Annotated in this window: 18 protein-coding genes; 9 read left to right on the top strand and 9 right to left on the bottom strand. The window is 69.6% G+C overall.

The features are described from left to right. Positions 1–271 precede the first annotated feature (271 nt). Together SM418_RS33310 and SM418_RS33305 are read left to right on the top strand one after the other, a co-directional pair. A complete protein-coding gene (locus SM418_RS33310) occupies positions 272–1741 on the top strand; it encodes a dihydroorotase (RefSeq protein ID WP_371945506.1) in 1470 nt (489 codons plus the stop codon). 16 nt (positions 1742–1757) lie between these two features. Continuing rightward, entirely contained in the window at positions 1758–2534 is a 777-nt protein-coding gene (locus SM418_RS33305; protein WP_371945507.1) for an IclR family transcriptional regulator, read from the top strand. Between the two features lie 126 nt (positions 2535–2660). Here SM418_RS33305 and SM418_RS33300 read toward each other — a convergent pair whose 3' ends face one another. After that, positions 2661–3422, bottom strand: a complete 762-nt coding sequence (locus SM418_RS33300; RefSeq protein ID WP_371945508.1) for a phosphodiesterase — start codon at positions 3420–3422, stop codon at positions 2661–2663. Positions 3423–3469: 47 nt separating this feature from the next. Between SM418_RS33300 and pdxR the strand changes: the two genes are divergently transcribed. Next, positions 3470–4876, top strand: coding sequence for a MocR-like pyridoxine biosynthesis transcription factor PdxR (pdxR, locus tag SM418_RS33295; RefSeq protein ID WP_371945509.1), 1407 nt, complete (start codon positions 3470–3472; stop codon positions 4874–4876). A 70-nt stretch (positions 4877–4946) separates the two neighbouring features. Further along, a complete protein-coding gene (locus tag SM418_RS33290; protein WP_371945510.1) occupies positions 4947–5345 on the top strand; it encodes a VOC family protein in 399 nt (132 codons plus the stop codon). Between the two features lie 140 nt (positions 5346–5485). Here the strand turns inward: SM418_RS33290 and SM418_RS33285 are convergent, their stop codons facing one another. The 4 genes from SM418_RS33285 to SM418_RS33270 form a co-directional block, all read right to left on the bottom strand. After that, positions 5486–6058, bottom strand: coding sequence for a TIGR03086 family metal-binding protein (locus SM418_RS33285; RefSeq protein WP_371945511.1), 573 nt, complete (start codon positions 6056–6058; stop codon positions 5486–5488). Beyond that, positions 6045–6527 carry an SRPBCC family protein gene (locus tag SM418_RS33280; RefSeq protein ID WP_371945512.1) on the bottom strand — a complete coding sequence of 161 codons (483 nt, stop codon included), beginning with the start codon at positions 6525–6527 and terminating at the stop codon, positions 6045–6047. The genes SM418_RS33285 and SM418_RS33280 overlap by 14 nt, the downstream gene beginning before the upstream one ends. Continuing rightward, positions 6460–6855, bottom strand: a complete 396-nt coding sequence (locus tag SM418_RS33275; protein ID WP_371945513.1) for an ArsR/SmtB family transcription factor — start codon at positions 6853–6855, stop codon at positions 6460–6462. The genes SM418_RS33280 and SM418_RS33275 overlap by 68 nt, the downstream gene beginning before the upstream one ends. Before the next feature lie 140 nt (positions 6856–6995). Next, positions 6996–7427, bottom strand: a complete 432-nt coding sequence (locus SM418_RS33270; RefSeq protein ID WP_371945514.1) for an ATP-binding protein — start codon at positions 7425–7427, stop codon at positions 6996–6998. Positions 7428–7610: 183 nt separating this feature from the next. Between SM418_RS33270 and SM418_RS33265 the strand changes: the two genes are divergently transcribed. Both SM418_RS33265 and SM418_RS33260 read left to right on the top strand, forming a co-directional pair. Further along, positions 7611–8465, top strand: coding sequence for a helix-turn-helix domain-containing protein (locus SM418_RS33265; RefSeq protein WP_371945515.1), 855 nt, complete (start codon positions 7611–7613; stop codon positions 8463–8465). Continuing rightward, positions 8462–8677 carry a DUF397 domain-containing protein gene (locus tag SM418_RS33260; RefSeq protein ID WP_371945516.1) on the top strand — a complete coding sequence of 72 codons (216 nt, stop codon included), beginning with the start codon at positions 8462–8464 and terminating at the stop codon, positions 8675–8677. Before SM418_RS33265 ends, SM418_RS33260 begins: the two co-directional genes overlap by 4 nt. A 253-nt stretch (positions 8678–8930) precedes the next feature. Here the strand turns inward: SM418_RS33260 and SM418_RS33255 are convergent, their stop codons facing one another. Beyond that, the gene (locus tag SM418_RS33255; protein WP_371945517.1) at positions 8931–9554 is read right to left on the bottom strand and encodes a TetR/AcrR family transcriptional regulator; all 624 of its coding nucleotides are present in this window, start codon (positions 9552–9554) and stop codon (positions 8931–8933) included. A gap of 113 nt (positions 9555–9667) precedes the next feature. On the opposite strand from SM418_RS33255, the gene SM418_RS33250 reads away from it, so the two are divergent. The 3 genes from SM418_RS33250 (at position 9668) to SM418_RS33240 (ending at position 11031) form a co-directional block, all read left to right on the top strand. After that, on the top strand, positions 9668–10051 hold the full coding sequence (locus SM418_RS33250; RefSeq protein ID WP_371945518.1) for an ester cyclase: 384 nt from the start codon (positions 9668–9670) through the stop codon (positions 10049–10051). 96 nt (positions 10052–10147) lie between these two features. Continuing rightward, positions 10148–10561 (top strand): VOC family protein, encoded by a 414-nt coding sequence (locus tag SM418_RS33245; protein WP_371945519.1) that lies wholly within the window; start codon positions 10148–10150, stop codon positions 10559–10561. A 5-nt stretch (positions 10562–10566) separates the two neighbouring features. Further along, entirely contained in the window at positions 10567–11031 is a 465-nt protein-coding gene (locus SM418_RS33240; protein ID WP_371966132.1) for a nitroreductase family deazaflavin-dependent oxidoreductase, read from the top strand. A gap of 252 nt (positions 11032–11283) precedes the next feature. On the opposite strand, the gene SM418_RS33235 is transcribed toward SM418_RS33240, so the two are convergent. The 3 genes from SM418_RS33235 to SM418_RS33225 all read right to left on the bottom strand — a co-directional run. Further along, on the bottom strand, positions 11284–12519 hold the full coding sequence (locus tag SM418_RS33235) for a reverse transcriptase domain-containing protein (RefSeq protein WP_371945521.1): 1236 nt from the start codon (positions 12517–12519) through the stop codon (positions 11284–11286). A gap of 17 nt (positions 12520–12536) precedes the next feature. Further along, the gene (locus tag SM418_RS33230; RefSeq protein WP_371945522.1) at positions 12537–13142 is read right to left on the bottom strand and encodes a reverse transcriptase N-terminal domain-containing protein; all 606 of its coding nucleotides are present in this window, start codon (positions 13140–13142) and stop codon (positions 12537–12539) included. Positions 13143–13852: 710 nt separating this feature from the next. Next, positions 13853–14323 (bottom strand): ISAs1 family transposase (locus SM418_RS33225; protein ID WP_459077259.1); only part of this gene is annotated, 471 nt, incomplete at its 5' end.

Here is a 14323-nt window from a genome sequence, read left to right as displayed (position 1 = left end):
CTAAGAGAAACGAGGTGGACAGCTCGGCCGGTTCGCGCGGGCGTCCCGGAGTTCCCAAGTTGGCACTGATTGACGAGTTTCGTCAAGTTTTGTCTAGATGTTGACCCGCGCCGCTGACGGGTGCCACGATGACGCATCAGTGACGTGCTGTTCCTCTAAGCGGAACGATCAGCGAGCGCAGGCTTGGAGAGGCGGATGCCGGCTTGACGCCCGCCGCCGCCCGCCACGAGATCCGCCGTACGATCACCCGCGACACCTGAGGAGATGTTCCATGGCGACTACCGAACTGCTGCTGAAGAACGTGCGGGTGGTCCGTCCCGACGCCCCCGAGGGCACCGAGCCCGTGCTCGCGGACATCGCCGCCAACGACGGCAGCATCGTCCGCGTCGCGCCCGGCCTGCCCGACGACGACGCCGCCACCGTGATCGACGGGCGCGGGCGGCTCGCCTTCCCCGGCGTGGTCGACGCCCACCAGCACTGGGGCATCTACAACGAGCTGGCGACCGACACCCGCACCGAGAGCCGCGCCAGCGCGCAGGGCGGCGTCACCACGTCCCTGACCTACATGCGCACCGGCCAGTACTACCTGAACAAGGGCGGGCCGTACCGGGAGTTCTTCCCCGAGGTGCTGAGCGCCGCGCAGGGCAACGCCTACATCGACTACGCGTTCCACCTCGCGCCGATGATGGCCCAGCACATCGACGAGATCCCCCACCTCGTCGAGGAGCACGGCGTCACCTCGTTCAAGATCTTCATGTTCTACGGGAGCCACGGGCTGCACGGACGCTCCTCCAGCCAGAGCGACTTCCTCATGACGCCGCCGGAGGAGCGCTACGACGTCGCCCACTTCGAGTTCGTCATGCGCGGCATCCAGAAGGCCCGCGAGCAGCTCGCCGAGTACGCGCCGCACATCTCCCTCTCGCTGCACTGCGAGACCGCCGAGATCATGACCGCCTACACCAAGATGGTCGAACAGGACGGGTCGCTCAGCGGCCTGCGCGCCTACAGCGCGTCCCGCCCGCCGCACTCGGAGGGTCTCGCCGTCACCATCGCCTCCTACCTCGCGCACGAGACGGGCCTGCCGAACATCAACCTCCTGCACCTGTCGTCGGAGAAGGCGCTGTCGGCGGCGCTCACCATGGCGGGCGCGTTCCCGCACATCGACTTCCGCCGCGAGGTCACCATCGGGCACCTCCTGGCCGACGTCGACACCGCGCACGGCCTCGGCGGCAAGGTCAACCCGCCGCTGCGCGACCGCTCGGACGTCGAGGCGCTGTGGCGGCACGTCCTCGCCGGCGAGGTCGACTGGGTCGTCAGCGACCACGCCTGCTGCCGCGACGAGATGAAGTTCGGCGCCGACCGCGACGACATCTTCCTCGCCAAGTCCGGCTTCGGCGGCGCCGAGTACCTGCTGCCCGGGCTCGTCGGCGAGGGGCTCAAGCGCGGCCTGCCGCTCCAGCGCGTCGCGCAGCTGACGTCCTGGAACCCGGCCCGCCGCTACGGGCTGCTCAAGAAGGGCGCCATCGCCGAGGGCTACGACGCCGACATCGCCCTGGTCGACCCCGACGTCTCCTGGACGGTGCGCGCCGCCGACTCCGAGTCCACGCAGGAGTACACGCCGTTCGAAGGGTTCGCGATGACCGCCCGCGTCACCGACACCTTCGTCCGCGGCAACCACGTGTACAAGGACGGCGCGATCGCCGGCGACCCGGTAGGGCGCTACCTGCGTCGCGGCCGGTGAACCCTAGGATCGTCCAGTGACCAACCAGGCCGCCGCCCCGCCCTCGGGGGGCACCGAGGTCGCCGGGCGCGTCGCCGACGTGCTGCTGCTGTTCGCCGGCGGGCCCGAGCACCTCGGCGTCACCGCCATCAGCCGGGAACTCGGCATCTCCAAGGCCGTCGTGTACCGCATCTTGCAGTCGCTGGTGTCGCGGGAGATGCTGGAGGCGGGGACGGCCGGCTACCGGCTCGGCCCCGCCGCCGTCGCGCTCGGCGTGAGCGCGCTGCGCGGCTTCAACGTCCGCAACGCGGCCGCGCCGGTGCTGCGCCGGCTGCGGGACGAGACCGGCGAGACGACGACGCTGTCCGGCCTGGCCGGGGACGAGCGGGTCTACCTCGACCAGTTCGAAAGCCCCCGCGAGGTCAAGATGACGGTCGAGGTCGGGCGGCGGTTCCCGCTGCACGCCGGCTCCTCGGGCCGGGTGATCCTCGCGTTCCTGCCCGAGGCGCGCCGCGAGGCCGTCCTCGCCCGCCCGCGCGTCGCCCTGACCGACCGGACCGTCACCGACGAGGCGGTGCTCCGCGCCCGGCTCGCCGAGACGGCCGAGGAGGGCGTCGCCGTCTCCTTCGGCGAACGGCAGGCCGACGCGGGCTCGGTCGCCGCGCCGCTGTTCGGCCCGGACGCGGAGGTGCACGGCTCGATCAGCGTCTGCGGGCCCCGGCACCGCTTCACCCCCGAGGCGGTCGAGCGGTACCGGGGGCTCGTCCACGACGCCGCCGAGGAGATCACCCGCACCTGGACGACGCACCGCTAGCCGGTGTCCACGAACGTCGACCGGGTCGCCACCTCGTTGACTTGCGGCATGTCGTTGCTTCCGACGCGCCCATAACAACGACATGCCGCAAGTCAACGCACCCGGTGAACCTTGGTGGACACCGCACTAGACGGTGCGGTAGTGCGTGGTCAGGCGGCCCTCGTCGTCCAGGATGTGGAACGCCATGCCCGGGGGAGCGTCGTAGTCGGCGATGTCGCCGCTCTCTGTGTCGCCCTTCTCTGTGTCGCCCCTCTCGACGGGCAGCCTGAGCGTGGAGACGACGCCGGGCGCGACGAGCAGGGGCCGTCCCGCGAAGGTCGTGGCCGCAGCCGTGTGGTAGTGCCCGCACAGGACGGCGACGACCTGCGGATGCCTCTCGATGACGGCGGCCAGGCGCTCCTCGCCGAACTGCCGGATCTCGTCCACGCGGGGGATGCCCAGCGGCGCGGGCGGATGGTGGAAGCACACGAACGCCGGTTCGCCGGGGGCCCGGCCGAGCTGCCGGTCGAGCCAGGCGATCGTCTCGTCGTCAAGGAACCCGTGGTTCTTGCCGGGGACGGTCGAGTCGCACATCGCGAACGCGGCGCCGGCGATCCTGTGGAGCCGGTTGACCGGGCCGCCGTGCGGCGGCTCGTCCAGGAGGACTTCCCGGAACGCGCCGCGCACGTCGTGGTTGCCGGGGCAGATCAGCACCGGGTGCGGCGAGGCCAGCAGCAGCTTGCGAGCCTGCTCGTACTCGGCGGGCTCGCCGTGGTCGGTGATGTCCCCGGTGACGAGGACGGCGTCCAGCCGGAGGCCGTTCAGGTGATCCATGACCCGCGCCACGCGTTCGGCCCTGCGGCCGCTCAGGTCGAGGTGGGTGTCGCTGAGCTGGGCGAAAACAATCATGCCGGCGAATCTAGACTGAGACCGGACCAGGATTAAGATCCAGTTTCATGCCGAAAGATTGGTCCGGTTACGTTGACCTTCATCTGGACGTCGACACGTCCGGCGGCCGCCGGGCGGGTCTGGAGCACGCTCTCCGCGCCGCCATCGCGACCGGACGCCTCGCCCCCGGCACACCGCTCCCGTCGACCCGCGCGCTGTCCGCCGAGCTGGGCTTCTCGCGCGGCACGGTGACCGCCGCCTACGACCAGCTGATCGCCGAGGGCCACATCGTCACCGCCCCCGGCTCCGGGACCAGGGTCGCCTCCGCCAGGGACGCGCCGCCCGCCGCGTCCATCCCCGCAGCCGGACCTGGCCTCCCGGACGTGCCCGCGGCGCCCCTGCACGACCTGCGGCCGGGACGGCCCGACCTGAGCACGTTCCCGTCGGCGGCGTGGCTGCGCTCGACCCGCCGCGCCCTGTCGGTGGCGCCGTTCGAGGTGCACGCGCTCGGCGACCCGCGCGGCCGCATCGAACTGCGCGAGGCGCTGGCCGGCCATCTCGGACGGGCACGCGGCGTTCACACCGACCCCGCGCGGATCGTGATCACATCCGGTTACGCGCAGTCCCTCGGACTGCTCGCCTCCGTGCTCGCCGGCGCGGGGCCCTTCGCGATGGAGGAACCGGGACATTTCTTCCACCGCTCCATCGTCCGGAGCGCCGGGCCCGGCATCGTCCCGCTGCCCGTGGACGACCGGGGCGCCCGCCCCGACGGCCTCGACCGTGCGGGCACGGCGGTGCTGACCCCGGCGCACCAGTACCCGGTCGGCGCGACCCTCCACCCGGACCGCCGCCGCGCGTTCGCCGCCTGGGCCCGCGGCACCGGCGGGACGATCATCGAGGACGACTACGACGGCGAGTTCCGCTACGACCGCCAGCCCGTCGGCGCCCTGCAGGGGATGGCCCCGGGCCACGTCGTCTACGGGGGCACCGCGTCCAAGACCCTCGCCCCGGCGCTGCGCCTCGGCTGGCTGGCGCTGCCCGCGCACCTCGTCGAGCCCGTCACCGAGGCCAAGCGGCTCGCCGACGCCCACACGCAGTCGCTCGCGCAACTCGTCCTCGCCGACCTGATCGACACCCACGGCTACGACCGGCACATCCGCGCGTCCCGCCTCCGCTACCGGCGCCGCCGGGACCTGCTGGTCGACGCGCTCCGCGCTCGTGCCCCGCACGTCCGCGTGCAGGGCATCGCGGCCGGCCTGCACGCCCTCGTCCTGCTCCCCTCCGGCGGGCCGGACGAGGACGAGATCACCCGGCGGGCCGCGTCGGCCGGGCTCGCCCTCATGCCCCTCCGCGAGCACTGGCAGGACCAGGCCGACCACCCGCAGGGCCTCCTCATCGGCTACAGCACTCCGCACGGCGCCGCGTACCGCCCCGCGCTGGACGCGCTGTGCACCGTCCTCGCGACGCGGACCTAGGCCTTTCGTCGCAGCGAAGAACGGACTCCGGCCCGATCCCCGGACGACGACGGCTCCCTAGCGTGGACGCATGGAGATTCCGGAGCACTACAAGTACGCGGTCATCCCGCACATCCTGGTCGACGGCGCCGCCGAGGCGATCAAGTTCTACGCCGAGGCGTTCGGAGCCTCCGAGCTGTTCCGGCTCGACGGTGACGACGGGCGCATCGTCCATGCCGAGATCAGCGTCCAGGGGTCCACGCTCATGCTCGGTGACGCCGAGGCCCCGTTCGCGCCCCCGGCCGAGGCCGGACCTTCGGTGATCCTGCACGTCTACGTCCCGGACGTGGACGCGCTGACCGACCGCGCCGTGGCCGCCGGAGCCGAGCTGATCTCGCCTCCGGCGGACATGCCCTACGGCGCCCGCCAGTCCATGCTCCGCGACCCGTCCGGCCATGTCTGGATCTTCCTGACCCCCATCGACGGCTGAACGCGAATCGCGCGTCCGGCTCGCCCCCGGCCGGGGCCCGGGAATTTGGCTATGGCTCGGACTGGCTCGGCTCACGGCTCGGACTGGTCCGGCTCACGGCCGGGCCCCGCCGGCTCGGCTACGGCCGGGACTGGTCCGGCTCACGGCCTGGACCAGAAGGGGTCCCGGCCGATGAAACCCAGCAGCCTGGTCTGGACGTCCGCGTCGCCGGGCACGTCGACGCGGGCGCCGTACTGGCCGGAGGAGCGGAGCACCTCCTCCATCTGCTCCATCCCGCCGAGGAGCCGAGCGCAGAACTCGGGGTCCAGCCGGTCGTCCTGACCGGTGGCCCTGGAGAGATCCCACGTGTGCATGAACACGTCGGCGGTGTAGAACTGGTCGATAGCGGCGTCCAGGGGGAGGCTGCCGATGTGCGGGTTGCTGAGTTTCCGGTGCGCCGTCTCGGGATCGTCCAGCACCGCCTGGACACCGTCGCAGTGCACCTGCCACGCGGCGACCGGGTCCTCGTCCACCGACGGCCCATGGGGCAGCTCGACGCCGGCGCCCGCGGCCAGGAACCCGGGGAACCAATCGGTCAGGTGACGCACGACGTCGCGGGCGGCCCAGCCGGCGACCGGGGACGGCGCGTCCCATGACGCGGCGCCGCGGACCCGGTCCGTGAACACCCCGGCCACCTGCCGGTGCCGCTCGGCCGGACGGTCAGACAGAACCATCGGCGAGCATCCTGTCCAGCTTGGCGTAACCCTCGTCGACCCCGACCTCCATACCGCTGCGCAGCCAGGCGTCGCGGCCCTCGAAACTGTCGACCAGCGACTGCGCCCGCAGCCGCGTGCGGCCGTCGCCCAGGTCCTCGAACCACAGCGTCTCCAGCGCGACGCCGTCCGGGTCGCCCTCGTACGTGAAGGTCTGCACGATGCGGTCCGCCCGCACCTCGTGGAAGCAGCCGTGGAACCGGTACTCCGTGCCATCGTGCACCGAGGTGTACCGCCAGCTGCCGCCGGTCCGCGCGTCCCACTCCTCGATGCGGGTGGTCAGGGCGTCGGGCCCCACCCACCGGGCGAACAGCGCCGGGTCGGTGTGGGCGCGGAGCAACTGCTCGGGCGTCGCCTCGAACTCACGAGTCATCCGGATGACCGGCAGTTTCGGGTCGGCCTCGATGACCGTCTCCGTGATCCTGTTCATGCTCGTCTCCCTTCATCTCCGCCAGGACGGCGTCGAGGCGGCGGTAGCGCTGCTCGACGCGGACCCGGTGGCGCTCGATCCAGGTGTCCATCAGGTCGAAGGCCCCGGCCTCCAGCCGCACCGGCCTGGGCTGCGGCCCTCGCGGGCGGCTGACGAGCCCGGCGTCCTCCAGCACCCGCAGGTGCTTGTAGACGGCCTGCAGCGACATCTCGTACGGCTCGGCCAGGCGGCCCACGGTCGCGTCGCCCTCCGAAAGCCGGGCCACCATGTCGCGTCGGGTCGGATCCGCAAGCGCGGCGAAAACCCGCGACAGCGCGTCCGTGGTCATCCGCGGTCCCTTTCAACTCAACGGTTAAAACAACCGTAGAACGCGTGTCGCCTACATGTCAACCAAGTGGTTGAAAGCCCTGCTGCAGGGGTTGTTGAAGCGCTGCGGTCTGTGGACGCGTGGACGGTGCGCCGACCCGGTCAGCCGAAGGTTCCGGCGGCGAACTCGGCCCACACTGTGGTACGGGGCCCGTCCGCACGGTGCCCCCAGCGGGACGCGAGCGCGGCGACGATGAGCAGGCCGCGCCCGCTCTCGCCGTCCGCCGCGTCCCGCAGCACCGGCCGCGCCCCGCTCGCCCCCTCGTCGCTCACCTCCGCACGCAGGACGCCGTCTCCCGCCCACAGCGCGACGTGGAACTTCCCGCCCCGGCCCGAAGCCGTGTGCTTGATGCAGTTGCCTGCGAACTCGTCCACGACGAGCGCCATGTCGTCCAGCAGCTCGCCGCCCGGCGCCACGTGGTCGGGGACGAGCGTGTCCCGGAGAAACAGCCGGGCATGCCGGACGGAACGCTCCACGCCGGGAAGCGTCAATACGGCGAGAAGCCGCAGCTCTCTGGCCTCGCGGGTGATCATCGTGATTCCTCCTCCGAATGTCACTCGCCAGGCTGATCGCCCTCCGTCACCGCATCAACACTTTCCCGTGAGCTGAGAGGAATCCGTCGCGGGCCCATTGCAGAACTGAAGTATCGAAGTCCGGATGTATGGAACTTCGGCGAATCCGACCCGCTCCATTACGCACGGTGACAAGCTGGGTGCATGACGTCAGATGACCGGTTGTCGTACCGGCGCCGCAAGATCGGCCAGGCGCTCCGCCGGTACCGCGAAGAACGCAACCTGACGCAGGACGCGGCGGCCCGCCTGGTCGAACGCTCGCCGGCCACCCTCAGCGCCTACGAGAACGGCCATCGCGCCGTCCGCCCCCGCGATCTCCGGCAGATCCTCGACCACTACGGCATCACCGACGAGCGCGAACGCTCCCGCCTTCTCGACCTCGCCACCCAGGGCCGCAAGGACGGCTGGTGGCTCGGCTACCGGGAACGGACGGACCCCTTCATCGTGGATTACGCCTCCCTGGAGGGCGACGCCTCCCGCATCCGATCATTCGAGACGCAGGTGATACCAGGGCTTCTCCAGACCGAGGAGTACACCAAGGCAATCTTCTCGGCATATGACTCGGTCAGGCCTGACCCGCGAAAAGATGGAGCGACCAGTTTTCGCATGGCACGGCAGCGCATCCTCGCGGACGCGCCCCCGCAAGTGACGTGGATCCTCGGTGAGATGGCCTTGCGTGTGCCGGTCGGCGGCCGGGAGGTGATGAAGAAGCAGCTCAAGAAGATATTGCACGTGACAACCGCTCCTCATCTCAGCCTGCACGTACTGCCGCTTGCGGTCGGTGCCCATCCGGGGCTGGACGGATCCTTCTCGATCCTTGATATCGGGGCTGATGGTTCGACGAGCGTCGTCGCTGTTCACAGCCTCGTTCGTAGTTGGTTCATCGACGAATCGGCGAGCGTTGACCACTACGAGCGTACATACGGAGTTCTTGCAGCCACTGCTCTCACGGAACCCGAATCCAGGAACCTCATCGAGGAGATAGTGTTCGGGCTATGAAGATCCAAGAATTCGAGGATGTGCAGTGGCGTAAGAGCAGCCGCAGTGCCGACCACGGGACCGACTGCGTCGAGGTGGCCGCCCTCGTAGCCCCCAATTGCGTCCTCGCTCGAGACTCGAAGGATCGGGCGGGACCGGTGCTGGACTTCACGTCGGTGGAGTGGAGCACATTCCTGGACGCGGTCAAGCGCGGTGCATTCGACCTCGCGTGACCTTTTCCCTCCTCTGTCACTGGTGGCACAAGAGGGACTCGCAGCACAACGTCCGGGACCTGACTGTGTGGAGGCGGCGCTTGTGGGCACCGGCTGCCTTCTCGCGCGGGATTGGACAAGTCGTGTGAGCTGGAGTTGGAGTGCGCGCCGGTTGAGTTGACCGGTCTTACAAGTAGAGAGGTGCATCGACCTGGGGCGGAACGGCGTCAAGGCGCTCGTCGGGCTTGGGCTCGGCTGAGAGGCGCGGGGACGTTCACCGCGGCCGGGGGCGCAGCCCGTCGAGGATGATCTGGGCGATGTGCGCTGAGCGTTCAGGGCTGGTCTCCGCGGCGGCGTGGCGGATCGCGGTGAAGGCTCCGGCGACGAGCGCCATCACCTCGTCGACGGAGGCGTCCTGGCGCGCGACACCGGCTGCGTGCGCGCGATCCAGCAGAACGGCGACGTGCTGCGTGAGGTCTGCCGCGACGTCCGGGGCGGCGGTGCGCAAGTCGAACTCGGCGGCCGCGAGCGCGCTCTTCACCGCGACGTTCTCGGCGCCCGTCGCCACCATTCGCGACAGCAGCGTGAACAGGGCCGCGGGATCGGCGGTGGCGGCGAGCTCTTCCGCCTCCGCCGCCAACTGCCGCAGCATGTCGGTCGCGACGGCGAGATAGAGCGCTTCCTTGGTGGGGAAGTGCCGGTGGACGGTGCCGGGGCCGACGCCCGCGCGGCGGGCGATCTCGTCGAGCGAGACGCCGAGGCCGTCCGTCGCGAACAGTTGCCGCGCGGTCCGCAGGACCCGCTCGCGGTTGCGGCGCGCGTCAGCGCGGAGTTCCCGATCACTGCCGGGAGCCGTCGTCGGTGTTGCCCGGGTGGGCTCGTGCGGCTGGCTGGACATTGCGAATTCAGTATAACCGGGGCGGCGCACCGTATAGTCTGGCCGTAACCGGGGCGACGCACCGCTTACATGCTTGCGCCGCTCAGCCACTCAAGCGCGAGGAGATCATGCCGATGACCACACGTGAGGACGCGAGCGCATTGGTGCGGCGGATGCAGGAGTGCTTCAACACCCGCCGGTTCGACCAGGCCGCCGACCTGCACACCCCTGGCTTCTTCAGCCACCCGCTCGGCACCGCCGGGTTCGAGGCGGGCAAGGACGCCTGGCGCATGCTCGTCACCCGGTTCCCCGATGTGCGCGTCGTCGCCGAGGACATCCTGGTCGACGGCGACAAGGCCGCCGTCCGCTCGTCCGTCCAGGGCATCGCGGCCCCGGACGGCGGCGCGCAGCCCATGCTGTTCGAGATCTTCCGCATCGACGATGGCCGGTTCGCGGAGATGTGGGGGGCCAGCACCGGATTCCCTGCCTCGGCCAGCCCTGAGGACCTGCTCGGCTGAGAGTGAGAGTTCGCGGGCGGGGCGTGGGAAAGAGGTGACTGAACCGATCAGGAATCAAGAAGCGGCGGTCGGCGGGCCGCGCCTAGCGTGAGGGGCATGGACATCACCATTCACACTGTCTTTCTCCCGCATGAGGACCCGGAGGCATCGCTTGCCTTCTACCGCGACACCCTCGGCTTCGAGGTTCGCAACGACGTCGGCAAGGGCAAGATGCGCTGGATCACCGTCGGCCCCGCCGGCCAGCCCGAGACGTCCATCGTCCTGACCCCGCCGGCCGCCGACCCCGGCATCACCGACGAGGAGCGCCGCATCATCGCCGAGATGATGGCCAAGGGCACCTACGGCATCATCGTCCTCGCCACCCCCGACCTCGACGGCGTCTTCGAGCGGCTGCAGGCCGGCGATGCCGAGGTCGCGCAGGAGCCCACCGAGCAGCCGTACGGTATCCGCGACTGCGCCTTCCGGGATCCCGCGGGGAACATGATCCGGATCAACGAGGTTCGGGGGTAAGCCCGATGGCCGGAAAGCAGCAGGCAGGCGGGCGCAGGCCCGGCACGCCGGGGGCGTTCTCACGCTGGACGCAGCACCGAATGAACGCACGCATGAACCGCAAGGTCCGGCGCGGGCGCGGCTCGTTCATGGGCATGGACGTGCTGATCCTGAACACGGTGGGCAGCCGCAGCGGGCAGCCGCGCGAGACGCCCGTGGCGTGGTTCCCCGACGAGGGCGACTCCCGGCTGATCGTCGCGTCGGGCGGTGGGAGCCGGAATCCGGACTGGTTCGACAACCTGATGGCGCACCCCGACCGGGCGTCCATAGAGCTGCCCGGCGAGGAGCCCAGGCCGGTGACACCGCAGCAGCTTGAGGGCGGGGAGCGTGAACGGGCGTGGCAGCGCATCGCCGAAGCGCAGCCGCGTATCGCGAAGTACCAGAGCAAGTCCGACCGGCAGTACCCGGTCGTCCGGCTCACTCAGCGGTGACCCGAACATCTGCCGTCCGCATCCGCGATCGCGGGTTTTCTGCCTGACCTGCCCGCGCCTGGGCGGAGCGGTGACGATCTGGTACGGGATTCTTGGAGTGCGCACTTTCTGGTTCTTTGTTCGGTGGTGGGGGCGGCGCTGCGTACGGGGCCGCCCCTCCGAAGTCAGTCGGGTAGCCCCGGCGCATTGCTGCGCCGGGGCCCCCTCAGAACCGGACGTGCGGCGTTAACTGCATCCGGCTCAAGCAAGCCCCTAAAAGGGCGGGCGGAAGGGTGCTGGTTTCCTGCCCAGGCGTTCGGGAAACGCCCGGTGGCAGGACGAGTGCACCAAGCGGAGCGCATCCCCCGCGGGCCCACTGCGTCCCGCTTTGCCAGCGGTCACAAGGTACTCGTGCCGTATGGCCTTGCGGGTGACAAACAACCACCGGCTCGCCCACTGCTGAGGCGATCCCGGCGGCTGATCGGCGGAGATCAGCGAGTCCCTGCATAGCGGGCACACGCCGTTCTGATCACTGATCAGATCCAGCATGTGGCCGTCCAGCGGGGGCTTGACCCGTCTCCGTCGCTGGGCCCAGTAGGCGGCGAGGTCCGGGTCATCTGGAGATGCCGTGCCTCGAACCGTGGTGTGCCGGACGATGTTGTGCCATCGGAACTTCACCAGGTGTGCGACGCCGCCGTCGGCGTTGACGGTCGTGCGGTCGCCGAACACCCAGCTGTCGCCGGAGTTCCAGTTGAACCGGCCGTAGTACTGGTCGATAACCCAGTGCTTCGACTTGTTCGGGTGGCGAAAGTGCGCCCACTTGTAAGTGAGCCGCCACGTGTAGGAGTCCAACGCCTCGAAGATCTTGTATGACACCGCTCCCCGGTAGTAGGTCGCCCACCCCCGGATGATCGGGTTGAGCTTGGCGATGACCGCCCCCGCGTTCGATCCGCGCAGCGCGCGGACCTCTGTCGCGAGCCTCTTCCGGAGCCGCTTGACGGCCGTGTCACTCGGCTTGATCAGCAGCTTGGGCCCTTGGTAGCGGCGCACGTTGAATCCCAGGAAATCGAACCCCTCAGTGAGGTGGACGATCCGCGTCTTGTCCTCATTGATCGCAAGACCCCTGGGCGCGAGCCACTGGGCCAACCTGTCCTTGACCTCCTCGGCCTGCCGCCTGGTGTGGCAGCACACCGCGAAGTCGTCGGCATACCTGACCAAAACGGGGCCCGTCGATCGCGTGATGCCGACCGACGGGTCGTCGTTGCGGTGTTTCACGCCTGCGGCCGCCTCCAGACCATGGAGCGCGACGTTCAACAACAAAGGGCTGATCACCCCGCCTTGCGGGGTGCCCTCCTCGGTGGGCGCGAAGGCCTTGCCGTTCTCGAAAACCCCGGCCTTCAGCCAGCCCCGGATCATTTCCCTGGCGGGGAACGCCCCGAGCATGGCTAGAAGGTGGTCGTGGTCGATCCTGTCGAACGCCGCCGTCAGATCCGCGTCCAAGATCCACACGCGTTGAGCCTTCCGGTTCAACGTGCTGAACAGGCCTCGATCGCGTCATGACAACTGCGACCCGGCCGGAAGCCATATGACTTCGGCTCGAACAGGGCTTCCCACTCGGGCTCCAGCGCGTTGCGGACCCGCGCCTGATGGCACCGGTCCACGATCACCGGAATACCGAGCGGACGCAGCTTCCCGTTGGCCTTGGGGATGTGCACCCGCTTGACCGGCAGGGGCTTCCAGGACGTGATCGACTGGTGCACCTGCACCGCCGTCCGCATCCTGGCCTCGGGCGTCAAGGAGACGACGCCGTCCACCCCGGCGGTCCTGCGGCCAGCGTTGCGCTGCGTGACCTGCCGAACGCTCACCAGCGTGTTCGACCAGGACCGCAGCATCAGTTTCTGCAAGGACCGGGCTTGCCTCCAGTCCTCCTCCAGCGCCGCCTTGAAGATCCTCTGCCGCAGCCGCCGTACGCGGGTCTCGTGAGTCCGCCAGTTGATCGCGTCCCACGCAAGATCCGCGCCCTCAGGTCCGTTCACTGTGAGGGCTTCGACCGTCGCTTCCAAAGCGACCTCGGAGCTTCCCATGTGTCCAACTTGCCCTTCGGTTCCGTTGGCCGATCCAGCCGTCTTCAAAGGCCCACCTGTCCACGTCAGCTCCCTTTCGGGCCCGGCACCATGGCCGGTATCCGGCCGGTTATTCGATCACCCCGAGTCGGAGGCTCGGGACCGCAGCGATCGGTTTCCCGCTGCCTTTCGGCCGCCGGCGTTCGCTTCTTGGACATCCTGTTCCCGCCGAGGAGTTCAGCTCTCCTCACGGTCGGCTTACCGGACCCAGAGGCCCGGACCCCGACGGGGTTTCCACGTTCCGCACGCACAAGATGTGGCCGGGTTGGGTGCCCTCTTTAACCCGGGGACGATGGTGCTCTCCCGACCGGACGCCCTTCACCGGTCGGCACCTGCCGCCTCCTCCAGCGGCCAGCCCTGTACCCCGTTGAAACATCCCATCTACGGGGGTCGCGATAACGAGGCATCACAGAGGGTTCATCACTTCACCCGTCCGGCCTTCCCCTCGCCTGTGGCCCCCGGATGAATCGGGAGCCCTTGGGCTTCACCCCGGGCTTCAGACCCCGCAGTCGCCCGCGACGCCCGCCAGGACAGGGACGAGCCCTCAGCACTGGCCCGAAACTACGTCATCGGCATTCGCCGACCTCCAATCGACTTGTTCACTTGTGCTGTGCGACCTCGTGTCGCACAGGGCGCTTCGCGTCGCTTCGCGATGGCCTCCGGCCACCCTTGACTTCCAGGGCGATTTCAAAGTCGGTTGTTGATCGCCGGTCGTGACGTTATGTGATCAGTGGGGCGGCTCGCATGGGGCGGCGGCCGATGGCCTGCACGGTCTGTTTGATCTGGGTGATGCCGTGGATGCTGAACAGGCCGAGGGCAAGGTTGCGCAGTGCGGCCATCGCCCGGGGCCCGTTGCCGAGGTATGCCTGCTGGTCGTCTTCACGCCAGACGGTGTCGCGGGCCCGGTGCTCGAGGTTCTCGATCCCCCAGTGCCGGCGGGCGTGGCCGCATATCTCGGCCGCTGACAGCGTGGCCCGGCTGGTGGCCACGATCACGACCTGCTTGCTGAGCGGCTGCCCGGCCAGGTCGGCGACATCCCGGCGGATCACCGCCAAGCGGGCCGCGTACGGCAGCCCGATGCCGGCGTCGGTGCCGGTAACCCAGGTGCTCCAGCGGTTGATCCGGCCATGGCCGCGTTCCTGGGTCACGTGCCCGGGCGGGGCGGCGATCAGCTCACGACCCGCCGCCAC

Source organism: Actinomadura chokoriensis (genome assembly GCF_041463665.1).
In the GTDB taxonomy this organism is placed as follows: domain Bacteria; phylum Actinomycetota; class Actinomycetes; order Streptosporangiales; family Streptosporangiaceae; genus Spirillospora; species Spirillospora chokoriensis_A.
This window is presented reverse-complemented; position numbering and strand designations above follow the sequence as displayed.